Below are 21,730 nucleotides of genomic sequence, written 5' to 3' on the forward strand. Positions count from 1 at the left end.
TGTGACCCTTGCCCACATGCCCGTCGTACGTGATCTGCGCGTACTCCTACGCCTGACGAACTTCCGCCGACTGCTCGCCGTACGACTGCTGTCCCAGTCGGCCGACGGCGTCTATCAGGTCGCACTCGCCACGTACGTCGTCTTCTCCCCCGAAAACCAGACCTCCCCCGGTGCGATCGCCTCCGCCATGGCGGTGCTGCTCCTGCCGTACTCGGTGATCGGTCCGTTCGCAGGAGTCCTCCTGGATCGCTGGCAGCGCCGCCAGGTCTTCCTCCACGGAAACCTGCTGCGTGCCGTACTCGCCTGTTGCACCGCCCTGCTGGTCCTCGGCTCGGCCCCCGACTGGCTCTTCTACGCTTCCGCCCTGTCCGTCACGGCAGTCAACCGGTTCATCCTCTCGGGACTCTCCGCGGCACTGCCGCACGTCGTCGACGACAAGCGACTCGTGATGGCCAACTCCGTGTCGCCGACGGCAGGAACCCTCGCCGCGACGGCAGGAGGCGGCCTTGCGCTCGCCATACGACTGGTGGCCTCCGGCTCGGACGCCGCCGGCATACTCCTGGGAGCGGCTCTCTACCTCTGTGCAGCACTCGCGTCGCTACGCCTCGACCGGGGCCTGCTCGGCCCCGCTCCAGAGGTGCTGCAGCCACGGCTCGCGGCTGCCGTGGCATCCACCGCGCGCGGCCTCGTCAGCGGGCTGAGCCATCTGAGGGAGCGACGGACGGCTGCCAGGAGTCTCGCCGTGATGACCCTGCTCCGTTTCTGCTACGGCGCGCTGACCGTGATGGTCCTGATGCTCTGCCGGTACGCGTGGTCGGACACGGAGTCGGAGGGGCTGGCGCTCCTGGGCCTGGCCGTGGCGGTCGCCGGGGCGGGATTCTTCGCCGCCGCCGCAGTCACCCCCTGGGCGGTGGGCCGGCTCGGCCCGTTCGGCTGGATGGCCATGGGGTCCGGTGCGGCGATGGTCCTCGAACCTGCCCTGGGGTTGCCCTTCGCCCCGGCGCCGATACTCGTCGCTGCGTTCGCACTCGGGCTCATCACACAGGGAGCGAAGATCACCACGGACACGATTGTTCAGACGTCCGTCGACGACGCGTTCCGAGGCCGGGTCTTCTCGCTCTACGACATGCTGTTCAACGCATCCTTCGTCGGCGCCGCAGGAGTGGCGGCACTCATGCTGCCACCGGACGGCCGGTCCGTTCCTCTGGTTCTGCTGATCGCTGCCGTGTACGCGGCGGCCACTTCGTTGCTCCTGCGCTGGCGGAGGACGAGCGAAGCAGGCTAGAGGGGGTGGTGTTTCACGTGAAACACCACCCCCTGTCGAGCTGCCCCAGCTGCCGTGTTTCACGTGAAACACGGCCGCCGGTGGATCAGGCCTGAGCCGCCCACCATTCCTTGAGGGCAGCAACCGCGTCATCGTGCCCCATCGGGCCGTTCTCCAGCCGAAGCTCCATCAGGAACGCATAGGCCTTGCCCACCTGAGGACCGGGAGCCACGCCGAGGATGTCCATGATCTGGTTGCCGTCCAGATCCGGGCGGATCGCGTCCAGCTCCTCCTGCTCCTTGAGCTGCGCGATGCGCTCCTCAAGTCCGTCGTAGGCCCGCGAGAGTGCGCTCGCCTTCCGCTTGTTCCGGGTCGTGCAGTCAGAACGGGTCAGCTTGTGCAGTCGCTCCAGCAGGGGCCCGGCATCCCGCACGTAGCGCCGCACCGCCGAGTCGGTCCACTCTCCGGTGCCATATCCGTGGAAGCGCAGATGCAGCTCCACCAACCGCGCAATGTCCTTGACCATCTCATTGGAGTACTTCAGCGCCGTCAGCCGCTTCTTGACCATCTTGGCACCCACCACCTCGTGGTGGTGGAAGGAAACCCGGCCGTCCGACTCGAAGCGCCGGGTCTTCGGCTTCCCGATGTCGTGCAGGAGGGCGGACAGCCGCAGCACCAGGTCTGGTCCGGCCTCTTCGAGGTCGATGGCCTGGTCCAACACGGTGAGTGAGTGTTCGTACACGTCCTTGTGACGGTGGTGCTCATCACGTTCCAGCCGTAGCGCGGGAATCTCCGGCAGGAAGTACCCGGCCAGACCGGTATCGACCAGGAGCCCCAGTCCCTTCCGGGGGTGCGCGGCAAGGATGAGCTTGTTGAACTCATCACGGATCCGTTCCGCGGAAACGATCTCGATGCGGTCCGCCATGTCCGCCATCGCGGCGACCACTTCCGGAGCCACCGTGAAGTCCAGCTGGGCTGCGAACCTCGCGGCCCGCAGCATGCGCAGCGGGTCGTCGGAGAACGATTCCTCGGGCGTCCCCGGCGTGCGCAGCACCCGGGAAGCCAGGTCCTCCAGGCCGCCGTGCGGGTCGATGAACTCCTTCTCCGGAAGCGCCACCGCCATGGCGTTCACGGTGAAGTCACGTCGGACGAGGTCTTCCTCGATGGAGTCGCCGTAGGAGACCTCCGGCTTGCGCGAGGTCCGGTCGTACGCCTCGGAACGGTACGTCGTGATCTCGATCTGGAAGCGCTGCCTGGCCTCGCCGACACGGGAGTCCTTCTGGCAGCCCACCGTGCCGAACGCGATCCCGACGTCCCACACCGAGTCGGCCCAGGGCCGGACGATCTTCAGGACCTCCTCGGGACGGGCATCGGTGGTGAAGTCGAGATCATTGCCGAGCCGACCGAGCAGCGCGTCCCGCACCGAGCCTCCGACCAGCGCGAGGCTGAAACCTGCCTGCTGGAATCGGCGGGCGAGGTCATCGGCTACGGGGGACACGCGCAGCAGCTCGCTCACGGCGCGGCGCTGCACCTGGCTCAGTTCGCTGAGATTGTCTTCGTTGGCGTTCGGCACAACAGAAGAGGGTACGTGGCCCCGCTGCCGGGAGCTGCCCCGTTTACCGCTGCCCACGAGTCCTGCTTCTCGATCTTGTGGAGTGGTCGCAGCACGTCGGCACAGCGCTGCTCGTTACCATGCGTGGACGCACCTAGCGACACCCACCAACGGCATGAGACGACGAGGGACGGACGAGCGAGTGGCCGAGGCGGCAGAATTCCAGGGGATGGCTCCCTCTCCTGCCCGCCGTTTTCTGCGGCGTACGGCCGCCCTGCTGGCGGGGACCCCACTGCTGGCCGGGCTCCTGTACCTACCGGCGGCACCAGCCGCTCATGCCGCTACGGACGCCACCGGATCCCGCACCGTCGATGTGTCGCTGGACACGCTGGCGCCCAGCGTCCCTGTGAAAGACGACACCCTCACCATCACAGGCACCGTGACGAACAAGGGCAAGGACCCCGTCACGGAGGCCGAAGTCGACCTGCGTGTGGGCCCCCGGATGTCGGGACGCGCCGATATCGACGAGGCGTCCGAGCGCACCGGGTACTCACCGGGAAGCGACGCCAGGGCGCTCGGGGGACCCTATGCCGTCAAGATCCCCCGGCTGGCGTCGGGCATCAGCGAGGACTTCACGCTGACCGTGCCGGTCAGCAAACTCAATCTCGACGAGGCCGGCGTCTACCAACTCGGGGTCTCGCTCTCCGGCCGTACGGCACGCGAACCGTACGACCAGGTACTCGGCATCGAGCGGACTTTCCTTCCCTGGCAACCGTCCGCCATGAACAAGAAAACCCACATCACGTACATGTGGCCGCTGATCTCCACGACGCACCTGTCGGCGGAGACGGGTCCCGGCGAACAGCAGACACCGGTCTTCGACGACGAGGCGCTCGCCGCGGAGCTCGCGCCGGGAGGCCGGCTGGAGCAATTGGTCTCCCTCGGCGCTGACCTTCCTGTGACATGGGTCATCGACCCGGACTTGCTGGCTTCGGTCGACGCCATGACCCGGAACTACAAGGTCAGGAACGAGCAAGGCGGGACGACGCCGGGCCGTAACCAGGCCATCGCCAAGAAGTGGCTGAGCTCTCTGGAGAACGCCGTCCGGGGGAGCAAGATCGTCGCGCTCCCCTTCGCCGACCCCGATCTGGCCTCCCTCGCTCACCGCGGGAAGGACGTCCCCGGGTCCCTCAGCCATCTGCAGCCCGCCACGGCGGTCGCGCAGAGCACCGTCGAGACCATTCTCCACGTGAGCCCGTCCGTCGACTTCGCGTGGCCGGTCGACGGCGCGATCGACCCCTCGATCGTCGACGTCGCCACCTCTGCCGGCGCCCACAAGGTCATCGCCCGTAGCGACAGCCTCCGGGAGACCGGTCCGATCTCGCACACACCGTCCGCGGCCCGCCCGATCGGCGGCGGAACGACGGCAGTGGTCGCTGACGAGCGGCTCTCCACGGCCTTCTACGGGGACATGAGCGCGGCGGGGACCTCGACCCTCGCGGTCCAGAAGTTCCTCGCCCAGACACTCGCCCTGACACTCGAGACCCCGAACGCCCAACGCAGCATCGTCGTCGCTCCGCAGCGTATGCCGACGGCCGTCCAGGCGCAGTCGATGGCTCGGGGGCTGAGCGGCCTCTCCGGCCAGCGTTGGACCCAGCCGCTGGACCTCACCGCGGCCGCGGCGGCCAAGCCCGACCCCGACGCCACCACCCGCGTCCCGGCCTCCTCTCGGTACCCGAAGCAGCTCCGTGCAGGGGAGCTGCCGATGGAGACGTTCCAGGACGTGAAAGGCACCCAGGAGACCCTCGACAACTTCAAGGTCATCCTCACCGCTCCGGACCGTGTGGTGACCCCGTTCGGCAACGCGATCAACCGGGAGATGTCCACGTCCTGGCGAGGGAGGGCGGTCGAGGCAGCCTCGTACCGTCACGGGGTGCAGAGCTACCTGGAGAACCTCACCACCGAGGTGAAGCTGATCCCGAAGTCGTCCCTGACGCTGTCGGGCCGCAGTGCCACGGTTCCCGTGACCGTGCAGAACAAGCTGGTCCAGGGGGTCGACCACCTCGTCCTGCGCCTCACGTCCGCGAATCCCACGCGACTGAAGCTCGACGACTCCACCGTGATCGCCGAGGAGCCCGTCAAGGTCGAAGGAGGCCACAGCCAGTCGGTGAAGTTCACGGCTTCGGCCAACGCCAACGGCCCGGTCCAGGTGACGGCTCAGCTCTACACCGAGGACGGCAAGCTCTACGGCGACCCCATGACCTTCACCGTGAAGGTGTCCGAGATCACCCCGACCGTGATGCTCGTCATCGCCGGTGGTGTACTGCTCCTCGTCCTGGCGGGCGTCAGGATGTACACCCAGCGCAAGCGCGCAGCGGCCCGCGAAGCCGCCGCGGGCACCGAACCGGCCGATGACGACCGGGACGACACCCCGGAGCAGCCGAGTGACCCGACGCCGGACACCGGACCGGAAAGCGCCGACGCATCGGGTGCTGGTGAGAAAGTGGACCGTTGAGCGATGTCGTGGCCGGTCGGCCGGGGACGATGAGGTGGGGTAACCATGAACGCGCCGTACGAGGGTGACGGCGGGCAGGGCGGCACCGCGCCCACCCCGGAAGATCCGTACCCCCTGCCCGGTCATCGCCGGCCCGAGCGGGCTGCAGAGCAGCCTCCGTCGCCCGATCCCGCCGCGGACCCCTACCTGCAGGACGCTTACGGACACGACCCGTACCACTCCCAGGACCTCTCCGCCCAGGATCCCGTGTCGGAGGCGCTCTACGACCGCGCCTCCCACCCTCCGCCCCCGCCCGGCAGCTACCAGCAGCCACAGCCTCTGTACCAGCAGCCCCCGGTGCAACAGCACGCCCCCGACCCCCAGCTCTGGGCGCGGACCCCGGCTCCCGAGCCGGACGGTCCGTCGAGGAGTCTGCCGTACGGGGACGACCCCCGCACGGTGCAGTTCACGGGCATCGACGACCTGGTGACGCAGGCGGGCGAGGAGAAGTCCGAGCCGGATGCGTTCGCCCACCTCTACCGGGACCAGCAGACGCCCGGACAGCCCGCCGCCGCCCCGGAAGCCGAGCAGGAACCGGAGCAGGAGCAGCCAGCCGCCGCTGCCGTCCCCGCTCCGCGCAAGGGCGGCAGGGCAGCAGGACTGCTCAAGTCCAGCGCCGTGATGGCCGCCGGCACGCTGGTGTCCCGGCTCACCGGCTTCGTCCGCAGCCTGGTGATCACCGCTGCCCTCGGTGCCGCCCTGCTCGGTGACACCTACACCGTCGCCGTCACGCTGCCCACGATGATCTACATCCTCACGGTGGGCGGTGGCCTCAACTCGGTCTTCGTGCCACAGCTCGTCCGCTCCATGAAGAGCGACGAGGACGGGGGCGAGGCCTACGCCAACCGGCTGCTGACCCTCGTCATGGTCGCCCTCGGGCTCATCGTCGCGCTCGTCGTGCTGGGGGCGCCATGGCTGATCGCGGCCATGTCGAACGAGATCGCCCACGACGCGGCGGCGAACAGCGTCGCCGTCACGTTCGCCCGCTTCTGCCTCCCCACCATCTTCTTCATGGGCGTGCACGTGGTCATGGGCCAGATCCTCAACGCCCGCGGGAAGTTCGGGGCGATGATGTGGACGCCGGTCCTCAACAACATCGTCATCATCTTCACCTTCGGACTCTTCATCTGGGTCTACGGCACGTCCGCGGACTCCCGCATGACCGTGCAGACGATCCCGCCCGAGGGTGTACGGCTGCTGGGCATCGGCACCCTGCTGGGACTGGTCGTCCAGGCCTTGGCGATGATCCCCTACCTCCGCGAGACGGGCTTCCGCTTCCGTCCCCGCTTCGACTGGAAGGGCCACGGTCTCGGCAAGACGGTCAAGCTCGCCAAGTGGACCGTGCTGTTCGTCTTGGCCAACCAGGCCGGTGTCCTCGTCGTCACCCAGCTGTCCACCGCCGCAGGTGCAGCCTCCGGCAAGGACGGAGCCGGTTTCCTCGCCTACTCCAACGCCCAGCTCATCTGGGGCATGCCTCAGGCGATCATCACCGTCTCGGTCATGGCGGCGCTACTCCCGCGCATCTCCCGGGCCGCCCACGACGACGACACGGGCGCAGTACGCGACGACATCTCCCAGGGTCTGCGGAACTCGGCCGTCGCGATCGTCCCCGTCGCCTTCTCCTTCCTGGCACTGGGCGTACCGATGTGCACGCTGCTGTTCGCGTCCGCGGGCACCGAGGCGGCCCGGTCGATGGGCTTCATCCTGATGGCGTTCGGACTCGGCCTGATCCCCTTCTCGGTGCAGTACGTGGTCCTGCGCGGCTTCTACGCCTACGAGGACACCCGCACGCCGTTCTACAACACGGTGATCGTTGCCGCCGTGAACGCCGCGGCGTCGGCCGCCTGCTACGTCGCCCTGCCCGCCCAGTGGGCCGTGGTGGGCATGGCCGCCTCCTACGGCCTCGCCTACGCCGTCGGCGTGGGTGTGGCTTGGAAGCGACTGCAGAAGCGGCTGGGCGGCGACCTCGACGGTTCGCGCGTGGTGCGCACCTACGCCCGGCTGAGCCTGGCGTCCGTCCCGGCTGCGGTCACCGGTGGCGCGGTGGGCTACTTCGCGCTCAAGGCCATGGGCGAGGGTGCCCTCGGGTCACTGGTCGCCCTCGTCGCCGGCGAGGCGGTGCTGATGGGTGTCTTCCTCGTGGCGGCGAAGAAGATGAGGATCGAGGAGATCAACGCCATGGTCGGCATGGTGCGCGGAAGACTCGGACGCTAGGACTCGGCGTCCTCGCACAACCATCGTCTGCCACCGTGTGTCGTGCATAGCAGCGGACTGTGGGCACAATTGGCATGGCTGTTGGATAGGGCGCAACAGGATGGGGAGGCAGGGAACGACGGTGGCGGAACGTAGCACGGCTGCCGTCGACGTGGCCGACAACAGCGGTGACGACCCGCTGACCGCCAAGGCGGGCAAGGCCACGGCCGACGGGGTGGCGGAAGCCGACGACACGGCGAAGAAGAACGCTCAGGAAGCGGGCGGGAGCAAGGACGACACACAGCCCTCCTCGGCGTCCGAACTGCACAGCGGACACAAACTCGCCAGACGCTACCGGCTCGAGGAATGCGTCACCCGCCTGGACGGATTCAGCAGCTGGCGCGCGGTGGACGAGAAGCTGCGGCGCGCCGTCGGCGTGCACGTCCTTCCGGCCGCCCATGCGCGAGCTCGGTCCGTTCTCGCTGCGGCCCGCTCCTCGGCGCTCCTCGGGGACCCACGATTCGTGCAGGTCCTGGACGCCGTCGAGGAGAACGACCTCGTGTACGTCGTCCACGAGTGGCTGCCGGATGCCACGGAGCTCACCGCCCTCCTGGCGGCCGGGCCGATGGAGGCGCACGACGCCTACCAGCTCGTGAGCCAGGTCTCCCAGGCCATGGCGGCCGCGCACCGGGAGGGGCTCGCTCACCTGCGGCTCACGCCCGGCGCCGTGCTGCGCAGTTCCACGGGCCAGTACCGAATCCGTGGGCTCGCCGTGAACGCGGCGCTGCGGGGCATCAGCGCCGAGCGACCACAGCGCACGGACACCGAGGCGATCGGTGCCCTGCTCTACGCCGCGCTCACCCAGCGCTGGCCCTACGACACGGACGCGCACGGTCTCTCGGGACTCCCCAAGGGCGTCGGGTTGATCCCACCGGACCAGGTCCGCGCGGGCGTCCACCGGGGCTTGTCCGAGATCGCCATGCGCGCCCTGGTGAACGACGGCGCCACGGCGTCCCGGCTGGAGCCGCCCTGCACCACTCCTGACGAGTTGGCGAAGGCCGTTGCCGCGATGCCCCGCATCCGCCCGCCGGAGCCGGTCTTCACCCCGCCGCCGGACTATCAGCGCACCACCTATCAGCAGGGCACTTACGGGCGTCCTGCGGCCCACGGTGTGGCCGCGGCTCCCCAGCGCGTCCAGCCCCCGCCCGCTCCGCTGGAGAGCCGCACCGGCAAGGTGCTCAAGTGGGCGGTGTCCGCCCTGCTCATCGCGGCTCTGGGACTGGGCAGCTGGCAGATCGCTGACAAGCTGCTGAGCAACGGCAATCCCGGCGGTGACGACCCCAAGAACACGCAGACCGCGAACAGCGACAACGGCAGTGGTGGCAGCGGGAAGGACAAGCCCGCGGCGCCGGTGCCGCTGACCGTCAAGGACGTGAAGGAGTTCGCCCCGGACGGCAGCTTCCAGAACGCCGACGGCGCCCGCAACAGCATCGACGGCGACCCCTCCACGTACTGGCGCACCAAGTACTACCGCGACGGCCCCGAGCTGGCGCCGCAGATCAGCAAGGGTGTGGGCCTGATCTACGACCTCGGGTCGGAGCGGAATGTCTCCTCGGCCTCGATAGGAATGCGCTACGGGAAGGACCACACCACGATCACCCTGTATGCCGCGGACTCCATGACTCCGTCGGGCACGGTCGACGGCATGAAGACGATCGCGACCGGTACGACGACGGACAAGTCGATGAAGCTCACGGCCAAGGAGCCGGTGAAGACCCGCTTTGTCGTGCTGTGGATCACCGCCATGCCGTATTCACCCCCGGACCCGCCGAGTAGCAAGGGCTACAAGCAAGGCATCACGGACGTGAAGTTCACCGGGTGACATCCGAGAACGCGGGGAGGGGGCTCATCGTTGGACGACGCCACATGGGGCGACGTAAGCGACCAGGATCTACTGGCCCGGCACGTCGCTGGTGATCCCGACGCCTTCGGTGAGCTCGTTCGGCGCCACCGCGACCGGCTCTGGGCCGTCGCACTGCGCACCCTGGGGGACCGGGAGGAAGCCGCGGACGCCGTGCAGGACGCGCTCGTCTCCGCATTCCGAGCCGCCCACACTTTCCGCGGCCAGTCCGCCGTGACGACGTGGCTGCACCGCATCACGGTCAACGCCTGTCTCGACAGGGCACGCAAGGCGGACACCCGGAAGACCTCCCCCGTGGACGACACCGAGCGGCTGGAGCAGTTGCTGGAGCCCCATGAGTCCGCGGAGGCACCCGCAGAGCGCCAGGACCTCCACCGGGAGCTCCTGGCGGCTCTCGCCAGGCTTCCCACCGATCAGCGGGCCGCACTGGTACTCGTCGACATGCAGGGCTATCCCGTGGCGGAAGCGGCGGAGATCCTGGACGTCCCCACCGGGACCGTGAAGAGCCGCTGCGCACGTGGCCGGGCACGGCTACTGCCGATGCTCACTCATCTGCGCAGCGACACTGGGGATAACAGCGATGTGGACCGGGGAAGGAACCGGACGCCGGGGACATCCGTCCCACCGGCGACGGGACCAAGGGATGCAGGGCCAAGCGATCCTGCTGCGGTGAAGGGCGGAGGTGGGCGCACGTGACCTCCACGACCGGCACGGCTGAGCACCCGGACGTGTCAGAGATCTCCGATCTCGCCGAAGGCCTCCTCTCCCCCTCCCGCCAGGCAGAGGTCAAGCAGCACCTCGATGGGTGCGCCCTGTGCGCCGACGTTCGGACGTCCCTGGAAGAGATCAGGGGCTTGCTCGGCACTCTGCCCGGCCCGCACAGGATGCCGGCCGATGTCGCCGGCCGTATCGACGCGGCACTAGCTGCCGAAGCGCTGCTGGACTCCACCTCCCCGGACAGGGAGCCGGTGAGTGTTTCACGTGAAACGACGCCGTGTCCCAAGGATCCGGTGGTGCCCCGTAGCGAGCCTCCTCCGGCCGATCGTCCTGTGGGGCGCCCACGGGCAGCCACGGGTCCGGGGCGCATCCCTCGGCGCCGCCGTCGCATGGCCGTTCTGAGCGCCGCGTTCGGCGTGGCCGCGGTGGGGGTGAGCGTCCTGCTGCTCCAAGCGGTACAGACCGAGGACAACGCCGGGGTGCAAACGGCGGAGCCGGAAGTCCGCGCGGCGAAGGAAGGGCCGACCTACTCCGAGAGCAACCTGCAGGGACGCGTGAAGACCCTGCTGGCCACCGCACCCGCACAGCAGGCGCCTGCCGACACCACCCGGAAGGCCCCGCGTTCAGGGGACGACCCCCCGGTGAGCGCCTGGTCCAGCCCCAACTCTCCCAAGCTGGCCGTTGACGTCCCGCCGTGCATCCAGCAGGGCATCGGACGCACCGAGGCGCCTCTGGCTGCCGAACAGGGCACCTACGACGGCACTCGGGCCTACCTCGTGGTGCTGCCCAGCGCCGGCGATCCCACGTCCGTCGAGGCGTACATCGTCGACGCGGCGTGCGTGGGAGCCGGCTCGTCCACCAAGGCGGACGTCCTGGTGACCCAGACCTACCCTCGCTCCTGAGCCCGCCTCGCCGCGCCACCGGACCGCACGGGAATGCCCGCCCCGTAGGATCCGTTGGGTGGGGTAAGAGTCGTTGACCGGCCCCAGTAGGCAGCAGGCAGTCTGCAGAGACGAGGAAGAAACCCGTGAGCGACGTCCGAAACGTGATCATCATTGGCTCCGGGCCGGCCGGCTACACCGCCGCGCTGTACACCGCGCGTGCATCGCTGAAGCCGTTGGTGTTCGAGGGCGCTGTCACTGCTGGTGGCGCATTGATGAACACCACCGAGGTGGAGAACTTCCCCGGCTTCCGTGACGGCATCATGGGACCGGAGCTGATGGACAACATGCGCGCGCAGGCCGAGCGCTTCGGGGCAGAGCTCGTCCCGGACGATGTCATCGCCGTGGACCTCACCGGTGAGATCAAGACCGTCACGGACACCGCGGGCACGGTCCATCGTGCCAAGAGCGTTGTCGTCACGACCGGCTCCCAGCACCGCAAGCTCGGGCTGCCGAACGAGGACACCCTTTCCGGACGCGGTGTCTCCTGGTGTGCCACGTGTGACGGGTTCTTCTTCAAGGACCAGGACATCGCCGTCGTGGGCGGTGGTGACACGGCGATGGAGGAGGCGACCTTCCTCTCCCGTTTCGCCAAGTCCGTGACCGTCGTCCATCGCCGTGACAGTCTGCGAGCCTCCAAGGCCATGCAGGAGCGTGCCTTCGCCGACCCGAAGATCACGTTCGCCTGGGACAGTGAGGTCGCCGAGATCCAAGGCGAGCAGAAGCTCTCCGGATTGACCCTGCGCAACACCAAGACCGGCGAAACACGAGAGCTGCCGGTGACCGGACTGTTCATCGCCGTCGGCCACGACCCGCGCACCGAACTCTTCAAGGGTCAGCTGGACCTCGACAGTGACGGCTACCTGAAGGTGGACGCCCCCTCCACACGCACGAACCTCTCTGGTGTGTTCGGTGCGGGTGACGTGGTCGACCACACCTACCGCCAGGCGATCACCGCCGCCGGCACCGGTTGCTCCGCAGCGCTGGACGCCGAACGGTTCCTCGCCTCTCTCGCGGACGAAGAGAAGGCCGCCGCGGCCGTCTGACGCCGCCGTCCGAACCTGCACGACCCCCATCACCCCACACCCCCGAGAGTAAGGAGACCGCCGTGGCCGGCGCCCTGAAGAACGTAACGGACGACACCTTCGAGGAGGTCGTCCTCAAGAGCGACAAGCCCGTCCTGGTGGACTTCTGGGCCGAGTGGTGTGGTCCGTGCCGTCAGATCGCCCCGTCGCTGGAGGCCATCGCCGCAGAACACGGCGAAAAGATCGAGATCGTCAAGCTCAACATCGACCAGAACCCGGCCACAGCCGCGAAGTACGGCGTGATGTCCATTCCGACGCTCAACGTCTACCAGGACGGTCAGGTCGCCCAGACCATCGTCGGCGCCAAGCCGAAGGCCATGCTCGTCCGCGAGCTCGACGCCTTCCTCGGTGACGAGGTCAGCAAGGCTTGATCCTTCGTTTCACGTGAAACGCGAGTGGGCCCAACCCTCTACCGGGTTGGGCCCACTCGCCGTACGGGGCCGCCTTAGAGCGGCCGCAGCGCAGGTTCCTTCTGCACCGCTCCGAGCAGCCGGTCCAGGGCCAGCTCCACGTCTTCCTTCCACGACAGCGTCGTGCGCAACTCCAGTCTCAGCCTCGGGTGAGCAGGGTGCGGGCGGACCGTCTTGAAGCCGACCGCGAGCAGATGCTCGGCAGGAAGCATGCAGGCGGGTTCGGACCAGCGGGCATCCCCGAAGGCCTCGATCGCCTTGAACCCCCGGCGCAGCAGATCCTTGGCGACGGTTTGCACCATCACCCGTCCCAGCCCCTGTCCCTGGTAGCCCGGAGTGATCCAGCCAGTCATCAGCTGAACGGCATCCGGCGAGACGGGGCTCGTAGGAAACGCCGTGGATCGCGGCACGTACGCGGGCGGGGCGTAGAGGACGAACCCGACCGGGACGTCGTCCACATACACGACGCGGCCGCAGGAGCCCCACTCCAGCAGGACGGCGGAGATCCAGGCCTCCTTCTCCAGCTCGGGTCGGCCTGCTTTTACTGCTGCTTCTCCGCTGACTGGATCAAGCTCCCAGAAGACACACGCTCGGCATCGCTTGGGGAGGTCTGGAAGGTTGTCCAGTGTGAGCGGTACGAGCCGACGGCCCATGAAGGCTGTTCCTCACTTCCTGCGACTGCCGCGCCAAGAGCAGCGGACAACGCACTCCGCTCTCGGAGCAGGCTGCCGATGAACCCACCGACTGCGCCGAGGCCCAGTCCGACCGTCACCAGGTGGCCGCGGCTCACCGATCGCATGGCTTGCCTTCCTCTGAGATGGGTCAAGGTGGATGCGACATACCAGAACGCATCGTATCCACCCAGCGAGGACACGCATACCGTGAGACGGCAAAGGGCGGACCGTGTTCCACCGGGTGCCGGACACGATCCGCCCTACGGGGGCGACAGGGCCGTCAGGCTTCTTCGTCCTCCGCAACTTCCTCGGACAGCGCCTTCTCCATGACCCGCCCTTCGCCCGGGGCAAGGGTGCCCAGGATGCGGTCAAGATCTTCCATTGAGGCGAACTCAACGACGATCTTCCCCTTCTTCTGCCCCAGGTCGACCTTCACCCTGGTCTCGAAGCGGTCGGAAAGACGCGACGCGAGATCGGTCAGGGCCGGGGACAACCGAGCGCCGGCTCGGGGGCCCTTCGCCCTGGGGGTACTCGTGGGACGCGACCCCATCAGAGTCACGATCTCCTCGACCGCACGCACCGACAGCCCCTCGGCCACGATGCGGTGTGCCAACCGGTCCTGCTCCTCGGAGTCCTCCACCGAGAGCAGCGCCCTTGCATGGCCTGCGGACAGCACACCCGCAGCGACCCGGCGTTGGACGGGCGGGGAGAGGCGTAGCAGTCGCAGCGTGTTGGAGACCTGTGGGCGAGAGCGCCCGATGCGGTCGGCCAACTGGTCGTGGGTGCAGTTGAAGTCCTTGAGCAACTGGTCGTAGGCGGCTGCCTCTTCCAACGGATTCAACTGGGCTCGGTGCAGGTTCTCCAAGAGGGCGTCCAGAAGAAGCTTCTCGTCTTCCGTTGCCCGCACGATTGCTGGGATGCGCTCAAGCCCCGCTTCGCGGCAGGCGCGCCAGCGACGCTCGCCCATGATGAGCTCATAGCGTCCGGGCGCCAACTGGCGCACCACGACGGGCTGAAGAAGACCGACCTCTTGGATCGAGGTGACCAGTTCGGCGAGTGCGTCCTCATCGAACACCTCCCGCGGCTGACGCGGGTTCGGTGTGATGGCGTCCAATGGCACTTCGGCGAAGTGCGCTCCAGCCGGGGAGGAAACGGCAGCGGCGACCTCCGGCTCGGGCTCGGGCGCGCGCGGCTCGGGAGGCATGGCTCCTGCCGGCAGTGAGGTCACCTTGGCTGCTGCCACGCCCCGATCCGCCGTCAGCACGGGGCCCGATCCGGCGGCTGCCGGACCGGAGCCCTCGGAAAGCCCGGGCTTCTCCTGCGGTGCAGCGGGGATCAGCGCACCGAGCCCACGCCCCAAACCTCTACGTCGCTCGCTCACTGAATCCCCTCCGACATGCTGTGCTGGCTGTTCTGACCGACCACATGTGCAGGCCGAGCCTCATAGTGGACGCCGACCCCGCGTAGTGCGATCTCGCGGGCCGCCTCAAGATACGACAGTGAGCCACTGGAGCCCGGGTCATAGGTGAGCACCGTCTGCCCGTAGCTCGGCGCCTCCGAGATACGCACGGACCGCGGAATGCTCGTACGCAGTACCTCGTCACCGAAGTGGCTGCGCACCTCATCCGCAACTTGCGACGCAAGCCTGGTCCGGCCGTCGTACATGGTGAGCAGGATCGTCGACACATGCAAGGCCGGATTCAGATGGCCACGCACCAGATCGACGTTCCGCAGCAGCTGACCGAGGCCTTCCAGAGCGTAGTACTCGCACTGGATCGGGATCAGCACCTCTGCCCCGGCAACGAGTGCATTGACGGTCAGCAGGCCGAGGGACGGCGGGCAGTCGATGAGGATGTAGTCCAGAGGCTGCTCATAGGCCTGGATCGCTCGCTGAAGCCTGCTTTCCCGCGCCACCAAGGAAACGAGTTCGATCTCCGCACCCGCCAGATCGATGGTGGCAGGAGCACAGAAGAGGCCTTCGACGTCCGGCACCGGCTGGACCACATCAGCGAGAGGCTTGCTCTCAACCAGTACGTCATAGATCGACGGCACTTCAGCGTGATGGTCGATCCCGAGCGCCGTGGAGGCGTTCCCCTGGGGATCCAGGTCAATCACCAGCACCCGCGCACCGTGCAGGGCCAGCGAAGCAGCAAGGTTGACCGTCGTGGTCGTCTTGCCCACCCCGCCCTTCTGGTTGGCGACCACCATGACGCGGGTCTGCTCGGGCCGAGGAAGGCCCTCGCCGGCCCGCCCCAGCGCCTCCACCGCCAGTTGGGCAGCACGACCAATGGGGGTGTCGTCCATCGGCGGCGGTGTTTCACGTGAAACATCAGCCGCCGATTCGGTTCGGGGACCAGGGACCGGCTCGGTCATCGGTCCCGCGGTATTGGCGTCGGACCGCAAGGATTCACTCTCCTCGACATCAAGCTCGTGATGGACAGAGCCTGCCATGCTTTCGGGGTCGTGAACCAGCGAGGACGGTGGATCTGTGGAGAAATCCACCTCTGTGGACAAGTCCGTAACCCTGGCGAGGGGCTTACGGTCACGTGGCGTGGCAGCCGCGCGGCCGCGGCTGATGATTCCCTGCAGCAGTGAGCGACGTTTCACGTGAAACACGATGCCCGCGCCACAGGGTCACGCCATTACGACACTCCGAAATGCGTACGGATGGGGATGTAGGCCGACGACCGGTCGGCAGCGGGGGCGCACTCAGCGACGACGGCGAGCGCGGCCGGTCCTGGCCGCCTTGGCACGCTTGGCTGCGAAGCGTACACCGCCCGGGCTCTCTCCCACTTCGACCCGCACCACTGTGGACAGCGGATCGACAATCCCGTCCCCGACCTGCAGCACGGACGTCTCCACGACGCCGAGCTTGCTCAGTGCCGCCCGGGCACCGATGATCTCTTCCTCCGCCGTGTCCCCCTTGAGCGCCAGCATCTCGCCGTACGGGCGGAGGAGGGGTACACCCCACCCAGCCAGTCGGTCCAGGGGCGCGACGGCTCGAGCGGTGACCACATGGACCTGCGGCAGTTTGCCGAGCATCTCCTCGGCCCGACCCCGTACCACCGTGACATGATCAAGCCCGAGGAGCTCCACGACTTCCTGAAGGAAGTTGGTGCGCCGGAGCAGCGGCTCCAGCAGCATGATCTTGAGGTCCGGGCGAACCAGGGCCAACGGAATGCCGGGCAGTCCGGCGCCCGAGCCGACGTCGCAGACCGTGACCCCTTCCGGAACGACTTCGGAAAGCACGGCGCAATTGAGCAGGTGCCTCTCCCACAGTCGCGGTACCTCACGCGGCCCGATCAGCCCGCGCTTGACCCCCGCATCTGCGAGCAGCTCCGCGTACCTGACGGCCTCCGGGAAGAACTCACCGAACACCGTCCGCGCTTCCTCTGGCGCCTGGGGAAGCTCTGCTGCCTCCGTCACCGGAACCGTCCTTCCATACCGCACTACCGCACCGTGGTGGCTCATGAACAGGCTGACAAAATTCGGCCCCGCCTGCGAACAGACGGGGCCGACAGAACAAGCAGTGGTCAAGCAGGGAGTACGACGACGAAGCGCTGCGGCTCCTCGCCCTCGGACTCGCTGCGCAGACCGGCGGCCGCAACCGCGTCGTGCACGACCTTGCGCTCGAACGGCGTCATCGGCTTCATCTTCACGGGCTCACCCGTGCTCTTGACCTCGTCCGCGGCCTTGGCCCCGAGCTCGGCGAGCTCGGCACGCTTCTTGGCGCGGAATCCCGCGATGTCGAGCATCAGCCGGCTGCGGTCCCCGGTCTCCCGGTGCACCGCAAGTCGCGTGAGCTCCTGGAGAGCCTCCAGCACCTCGCCGTCACGGCCCACGAGCTTCTGCAGGTCCCGGCTGCCCGCGTCACTGATGATCGAGACCGCCGCCCTGTCGGCCTCGACGTCCATGTCGATGTCGCCGTCGAGATCGGCGATGTCGAGCAGACCCTCGAGATAGTCAGCGGCGATCTCCCCCTCCTGCTCCAGGCGGGTCAGGGTGTCGCCACCCTGGGCGGCGGCGGAGGTGGTGGTGCCTTCCGTCACGGATGGACTCCTTCTTACTTCTTGGACGACGGGTGCTTGGGCCGCTGCTGGCCCTTGCGCTGTCCGGACTTGGCTTGTCGCGCGGATCCTGCGGCCGACTTGCCTGCCGCCTTCGGTGCCTCGTCCTGCGACTCGTCCTCCTTGGTCAAGGAGGCTTTCGCCGCGCCGGACGGCTGGGAAGCGGTGGACTGGCGCTGGGCCTTCGTCTGGCGCTTCGGCTGCTGGCGCCGCGCGCTGCTTTCTGCGTCCGCGGTCGCGGTGTCGCTCTTGACCACGGTGCCGTCCGCCTGGGCGGCGAAGCCCGCCTTGGCCAGACCGGTGATGAAGCGGCGCTCGTTGTCGTTGCGGTCGCTGCCCTTGGCCACGATGGCCTGGACGATGTTGCGCTTGCGACGACCGCGCACCTCACCGTGCGCCGAGACGCTCTTGAGCAGGCGCTGCAGGTAGTTGTCCTGAGCCTTGGAACCCGGGGTGGGGTTCTGGTTGATCACGTACATCTGCTGACCCATGGTCCACACGTTGGTCGTCAGCCAGTAGACGAGAACGCCGACGGGGAAGTTGATGCCCATCACGGCGAAGATCACCGGGAAGATGTACATGAGCATCTTCTGCTGCTGCATGTACGGCGTCTTCACCGAGAGGTCGACGTTCTTCTGCATCAGCTGGCGCTGCGTGTAGAACTGCGACGCCGACATCAGGACGATCATGACCGCGGTGACAATGCGCACATCGGTCAGTGAGGCGTTCAGGGCCGCGACGTGGGCCTCGGTGTCGGTGAACTTGGCGGCGATCGGGGCGCCGAAGATCTGGGCCTCACGCGCGCTGTCCACCAGGCTCTGGTTGAGCACGCCGATCGTCTTGCCCGAGGCGATGTTGCTCAGCACGTGGTACAGAGCGAAGAAGAACGGCGACTGCGCGAGGATCGGAAGGCACGAGGACAGCGGGTTGGTTCCCGTGTCCTTGTACAGCTTCATCATCTCTTCGGACTGACGCTGTCGATCGTTCTTGTAGCGCTCCTGGATCGCCTTCATCTTGGGCTGGAGCGCCTGCATGTTCCGCATCGACTTGATCTGCTTCACGAAGAGCGGGATCAGGCAGATACGGATCAGAACCACCAGGGACACGATGGACAGTCCCCAGGCCCAGCCCGTGTCAGGGCCGAAGATCGCACCGTACAGCGAGTGGAACTGGACGATGATCCAGGAGACGGGGGTGGTGATAAAGCTGAAGAGACTGGCAATCGAGTCCACTAATCAGGCTCCTTGAGCATTGGGCGAGGTCTCTGCGGCCGGGCTGGTCTCAGGGGGTTGCCCGCACTTGCCACCGCGCAGGTAGTCGCGCAGCAGCTCGTGCCAACGAGGTCGTTTACGTGGTGGGACGTGGTCCACACCGCCGGGCGACCACGGATTGCACCGCAGAATGCGCCAGGCGGTGAGTACCGTGCCCTTCACCGCGCCGTGCCGGTCGATGGCTGTGTAGCCGTAGTGCGAACACGACGGGTAGTACCGGCAGACGGGCCCCAACAGCGGGCTGATCGTCCACTGGTACAGCTTGATCAGCACCAGCAGCGGGTACTTCATCGCGCGCCCCCTCCCAGCAGCCGCTGGAGAGCGGCGTCCAGGTCTCGGGCCAGCTGTGCTTGGTCGGCGTCACCCGCACCGGGCAACGCCCGTACGACCACCAGGCTACCGGGGGGCAGCTCGGGCAGCCGGTCTCGTATCAGGTGGCGCAGTCTTCGCTTCACCTGGTTGCGGACGACCGCGCCTCCTACGGCCTTGCTCACGACGAAACCCGCACGCGTCGGGGGAGCGCTCTCCCCAGGCGCGTGCGGGTCCGTTGCACCGCTGCGTAGATGGACGACGAGAAGCGGGCGACCCGCCCGGCGTCCTCGGCGTACCGCGGTCGCGAAGTCCTCGCGCCGCCTCAGCCGATTCTCGGTAGGCAGCACGTCACGACCTGTACGCGATCAGGCGGACAGGCGGGCGCGACCCTTGCTACGGCGGGACGCGAGGATCGCGCGGCCGGCACGGGTGCGCATACGCAGCCGGAAGCCGTGGGTCTTCGCGCGACGACGGTTGTTCGGCTGGAAGGTGCGCTTGCTCACTCGGGGGCTCCAGTAATGATTCGTGTGGTGGCGGGGCATCGCCTGGCTGTCACCGTGCGCCCACGAGTAGCTCGCAATACGCCCGAGTGCACCGCTTCACAATCACCGATCGTGATCCAACTGATCGTGATCTTTGCCCATCGGAGGCAGGCGGCAGCAGCCATCGACAACTCGACCTGGTTACGGTACGCGCGGCTACGCCATCCGGTCAAACCGGGGTCACCGTGGCGCCGACTGTGCACAGGCTGTGGACAACAACTTGAACCGTGCGGGCCGCCCTGACTACCGTGGCTGGACTCGAATTCCTTTCCTACCCGCCTGCCGGGCCTGACCGACCCGTCCCGAGAACCACAGATTCGTGGGACCTGTGAGAGAGCGTGCCTTGTGGCTGACGTACCTGCCGATCTTGCCGCAGTGTGGCCACGGGTGCTGGAGCATCTCCTCGGGGAGGGGCAGCAGGGCATCGAAGCGAAGGACAAGCAGTGGGTGGAGCGCTGCCAGCCGCTCGCGCTGGTCGCCGACACCGCCCTCCTCGCCGTGCCCAACGAATGGGGCAAGCGCGTTCTCGAAGGCCGGCTCGCCCCCCTGATCAGCGACACCCTCAGCCGTGAGTGCGGCCGCCCGATCCGCATCGCGATCACCGTCGACGACACCGCGGCCGAGCCCGCACCGCTCGTCCAGCAGCCGCCCCGGTATCCAGGAGCCCCGGCGGACGAGCCCCGTCAGACCGACACGTACGAGGGATACGGCCACCGGCCCGGGGGCGATGACGGCCTGCCGAACGTGCGTCCCGCGTATCCCGAGTACCAACGGCGTCCCGAGCCGGGGGCCTGGCCACGCAGCCAGGAGGACCTGGCCTGGCAGCAGCCTCGGCTCGGTGGCTTCCAGGAACGGGACCCGTACGCCACGGCCCGCCCGCAGCAGCCGCAGCACGATTACCGCTCGCCCATGCCCGACGACCGGGGATCGTACGACCAGCCGCGGCCCGAGCGCCCTGAGGTCCCCGGGCTCGCCGATTCCCCGGCACCGCGGCACGGCGGTCCGTCCGCCGGGGGGGTGCCAGGCGGCGCACCGGGCCCGTTGGCCGCACAGCCCGCTCCGGCACCGGGTCCGGGCGAACCGCACGCCCGGCTGAACCCCAAGTACCTCTTCGACACCTTCGTCATCGGCGCGTCCAACCGGTTCGCGCACGCGGCAGCGGTCGCGGTGGCCGAGGCACCGGCCAAGGCGTACAACCCCCTCTTCATCTACGGGGAGTCGGGGCTCGGGAAGACCCATCTCCTGCACGCCATCGGGCACTACGCCCGGAGCCTCTACCCGGGCACGAGGGTGCGGTACGTGAGCTCGGAGGAGTTCACCAACGAGTTCATCAATTCCATCCGCGACGGCAAGGGCGACGCGTTCCGCAAGCGCTACCGGGACGTGGACATCCTGCTGGTCGACGACATCCAGTTCCTCGCGAGCAAGGAGTCGACGCAGGAGGAGTTCTTCCACACCTTCAACACGCTCCACAACGCGAACAAGCAGATCGTGCTCTCCTCGGACCGGCCGCCCAAGCAGCTGATGACCCTGGAGGACCGGCTGCGGAACCGCTTCGAATGGGGTCTGACCACCGACGTGCAACCGCCGGAGCTGGAGACGCGCATCGCGATCCTGCGCAAGAAAGCGGTGCAGGAGCAGCTCAACGCCCCGCCGGAGGTACTGGAGTTCATCGCCTCGCGGATCTCGCGCAACATCCGCGAGCTCGAGGGCGCGTTGATCCGCGTGACCGCCTTCGCGAGTCTGAACAGGCAGCCGGTCGACCTCGGACTCACCGAGATCGTCCTCAAGGACCTCATCCCCGGTGGCGAGGACACCGCCCCGGAGATCACCGCGGGCGCGATCATGGCCGCCACCGCGGACTACTTCGGCCTGACGGTGGAGGACCTCTGCGGGTCCTCCCGGAGCCGGGTGCTGGTCACCGCGCGGCAGATCGCGATGTACCTGTGCAGGGAGCTCACCGACCTCTCCCTGCCGAAGATCGGCGCGCAGTTCGGCGGCCGCGACCACACGACGGTGATGCACGCTGACCGGAAGATCCGCGCGCTCATGGCCGAGCGCCGGTCGATCTACAACCAGGTCACCGAGCTCACGAACCGCATCAAGAACGGCTGACGGAGGCCTCCACAGAGCTTGGCACCGGCTGTGCAACACGGCCGCGGGGGGGGGGGGGGGGGGGGGGGTTACCTGGGTCCCCCCCCCCCTTCCCTCCCTCTTTCTGGAGCGC

At 67.8% G+C, this 21,730-nt stretch carries 19 protein-coding genes and 1 pseudogene; 10 read left to right on the forward strand and 10 right to left on the reverse strand.

Annotated elements, in window-relative coordinates; all coding sequences use genetic code 11:
* Positions 1-16: 16 nt before the first annotated feature.
* Positions 17-1,285, forward strand: a complete 1,269-nt coding sequence (locus ACFXOM_RS14995; RefSeq protein ID WP_384941006.1) for an MFS transporter — start codon at positions 17-19, stop codon at positions 1,283-1,285.
* Between the two features lie 85 nt (positions 1,286-1,370).
* Here ACFXOM_RS14995 and ACFXOM_RS15000 read toward each other — a convergent pair whose 3' ends face one another.
* Complete coding sequence (locus ACFXOM_RS15000) at positions 1,371-2,837, reverse strand: CCA tRNA nucleotidyltransferase (protein ID WP_385038083.1); 1,467 nt, start codon at positions 2,835-2,837, stop codon at positions 1,371-1,373.
* A gap of 181 nt (positions 2,838-3,018) precedes the next feature.
* On the opposite strand from ACFXOM_RS15000, the gene ACFXOM_RS15005 reads away from it, so the two are divergent.
* The 8 genes and pseudogenes from ACFXOM_RS15005 to trxA all read left to right on the forward strand — a co-directional run bounded on the left by ACFXOM_RS15005 (position 3,019) and on the right by trxA (position 12,598).
* On the forward strand, positions 3,019-5,331 hold the full coding sequence (locus ACFXOM_RS15005; protein ID WP_385038252.1) for a DUF6049 family protein: 2,313 nt from the start codon (positions 3,019-3,021) through the stop codon (positions 5,329-5,331).
* Between the two features lie 45 nt (positions 5,332-5,376).
* Positions 5,377-7,584, forward strand: a complete 2,208-nt coding sequence (murJ, locus tag ACFXOM_RS15010) for a murein biosynthesis integral membrane protein MurJ (RefSeq protein WP_385038086.1) — start codon at positions 5,377-5,379, stop codon at positions 7,582-7,584.
* Between the two features lie 121 nt (positions 7,585-7,705).
* Positions 7,706-9,445: a protein kinase family protein gene (locus tag ACFXOM_RS15015; protein WP_384941000.1), complete on the forward strand. Its 1,740-nt coding sequence runs from the start codon at positions 7,706-7,708 to the stop codon at positions 9,443-9,445.
* A gap of 30 nt (positions 9,446-9,475) precedes the next feature.
* The gene (sigM, locus tag ACFXOM_RS15020; RefSeq protein ID WP_384940998.1) at positions 9,476-10,180 is read left to right on the forward strand and encodes an RNA polymerase sigma factor SigM; all 705 of its coding nucleotides are present in this window, start codon (positions 9,476-9,478) and stop codon (positions 10,178-10,180) included.
* Positions 10,181-10,212: 32 nt separating this feature from the next.
* Positions 10,213-10,290 (forward strand): annotated as a pseudogene (locus tag ACFXOM_RS15025) (hypothetical protein); the annotation flags it as partial.
* Between the two features lie 300 nt (positions 10,291-10,590).
* A complete protein-coding gene (locus ACFXOM_RS15030) occupies positions 10,591-11,103 on the forward strand; it encodes a hypothetical protein (protein ID WP_384941109.1) in 513 nt (170 codons plus the stop codon).
* 125 nt (positions 11,104-11,228) lie between these two features.
* On the forward strand, positions 11,229-12,188 hold the full coding sequence (trxB, locus tag ACFXOM_RS15035; protein WP_384940996.1) for a thioredoxin-disulfide reductase: 960 nt from the start codon (positions 11,229-11,231) through the stop codon (positions 12,186-12,188).
* Positions 12,189-12,250: 62 nt separating this feature from the next.
* Complete coding sequence (trxA, locus tag ACFXOM_RS15040; protein ID WP_384940994.1) at positions 12,251-12,598, forward strand: thioredoxin; 348 nt, start codon at positions 12,251-12,253, stop codon at positions 12,596-12,598.
* 74 nt (positions 12,599-12,672) lie between these two features.
* Here the strand turns inward: trxA and ACFXOM_RS15045 are convergent, their stop codons facing one another.
* The 9 genes from ACFXOM_RS15045 to rpmH form a co-directional block, all read right to left on the reverse strand.
* Entirely contained in the window at positions 12,673-13,290 is a 618-nt protein-coding gene (locus ACFXOM_RS15045) for a GNAT family N-acetyltransferase (protein ID WP_384940992.1), read from the reverse strand.
* A 301-nt stretch (positions 13,291-13,591) separates the two neighbouring features.
* Positions 13,592-14,692, reverse strand: coding sequence for a ParB/RepB/Spo0J family partition protein (locus tag ACFXOM_RS15050; protein WP_384940990.1), 1,101 nt, complete (start codon positions 14,690-14,692; stop codon positions 13,592-13,594).
* Positions 14,689-15,762: an AAA family ATPase gene (locus tag ACFXOM_RS15055; RefSeq protein ID WP_384941098.1), complete on the reverse strand. Its 1,074-nt coding sequence runs from the start codon at positions 15,760-15,762 to the stop codon at positions 14,689-14,691. The genes ACFXOM_RS15050 and ACFXOM_RS15055 overlap by 4 nt, the downstream gene beginning before the upstream one ends.
* Before the next feature lie 258 nt (positions 15,763-16,020).
* Positions 16,021-16,737 (reverse strand): 16S rRNA (guanine(527)-N(7))-methyltransferase RsmG, encoded by a 717-nt coding sequence (gene rsmG, locus ACFXOM_RS15060; RefSeq protein WP_384940988.1) that lies wholly within the window; start codon positions 16,735-16,737, stop codon positions 16,021-16,023.
* Positions 16,738-16,844: 107 nt separating this feature from the next.
* The gene (locus ACFXOM_RS15065; RefSeq protein ID WP_384940986.1) at positions 16,845-17,360 is read right to left on the reverse strand and encodes a protein jag; all 516 of its coding nucleotides are present in this window, start codon (positions 17,358-17,360) and stop codon (positions 16,845-16,847) included.
* A gap of 14 nt (positions 17,361-17,374) precedes the next feature.
* The gene (gene yidC / locus ACFXOM_RS15070; protein ID WP_384943982.1) at positions 17,375-18,610 is read right to left on the reverse strand and encodes a membrane protein insertase YidC; all 1,236 of its coding nucleotides are present in this window, start codon (positions 18,608-18,610) and stop codon (positions 17,375-17,377) included.
* Between the two features lie 3 nt (positions 18,611-18,613).
* Positions 18,614-18,940 carry a membrane protein insertion efficiency factor YidD gene (yidD, locus tag ACFXOM_RS15075; protein ID WP_385038090.1) on the reverse strand — a complete coding sequence of 109 codons (327 nt, stop codon included), beginning with the start codon at positions 18,938-18,940 and terminating at the stop codon, positions 18,614-18,616.
* Positions 18,937-19,308 (reverse strand): ribonuclease P protein component, encoded by a 372-nt coding sequence (rnpA, locus tag ACFXOM_RS15080; RefSeq protein WP_384940980.1) that lies wholly within the window; start codon positions 19,306-19,308, stop codon positions 18,937-18,939. Before rnpA ends, yidD begins: the two co-directional genes overlap by 4 nt.
* Before the next feature lie 18 nt (positions 19,309-19,326).
* Entirely contained in the window at positions 19,327-19,464 is a 138-nt protein-coding gene (gene rpmH / locus ACFXOM_RS15085) for a 50S ribosomal protein L34 (RefSeq protein WP_003956500.1), read from the reverse strand.
* Positions 19,465-19,848: 384 nt separating this feature from the next.
* Here rpmH and dnaA point away from each other — a divergent pair, with 384 nt between their 5' ends.
* Positions 19,849-21,618, forward strand: a complete 1,770-nt coding sequence (gene dnaA, locus ACFXOM_RS15090; RefSeq protein ID WP_385038093.1) for a chromosomal replication initiator protein DnaA — start codon at positions 19,849-19,851, stop codon at positions 21,616-21,618.
* The last annotated feature ends 112 nt before the right edge of the window (positions 21,619-21,730 follow it).

Origin of the sequence: Streptomyces sp. NPDC059169, assembly GCF_042755225.1 — a bacterium.
Classification (GTDB): Bacteria; Actinomycetota; Actinomycetes; order Streptomycetales; family Streptomycetaceae; genus Streptomyces.

What these genes read in the sequence shown, in the direction of transcription:
- ACFXOM_RS14995 (WP_384941006.1), top strand. Translation starts at nt 17, where the DNA reads ATGCCCGTCGTACGTGATCTGCGCGTACTCCTACGCCTGACGAACTTC.
- murJ (WP_385038086.1), top strand. Translation starts at nt 5,377, where the DNA reads ATGAACGCGCCGTACGAGGGTGACGGCGGGCAGGGCGGCACCGCGCCC.
- ACFXOM_RS15030 (WP_384941109.1), top strand. Translation starts at nt 10,591, where the DNA reads ATGGCCGTTCTGAGCGCCGCGTTCGGCGTGGCCGCGGTGGGGGTGAGC.
- ACFXOM_RS15045 (WP_384940992.1), bottom strand. Translation starts at nt 13,290, where the DNA reads ATGGGCCGTCGGCTCGTACCGCTCACACTGGACAACCTTCCAGACCTC.
- ACFXOM_RS15055 (WP_384941098.1), bottom strand. Translation starts at nt 15,762, where the DNA reads ATGGCAGGCTCTGTCCATCACGAGCTTGATGTCGAGGAGAGTGAATCC.
- yidD (WP_385038090.1), bottom strand. Translation starts at nt 18,940, where the DNA reads ATGAAGTACCCGCTGCTGGTGCTGATCAAGCTGTACCAGTGGACGATC.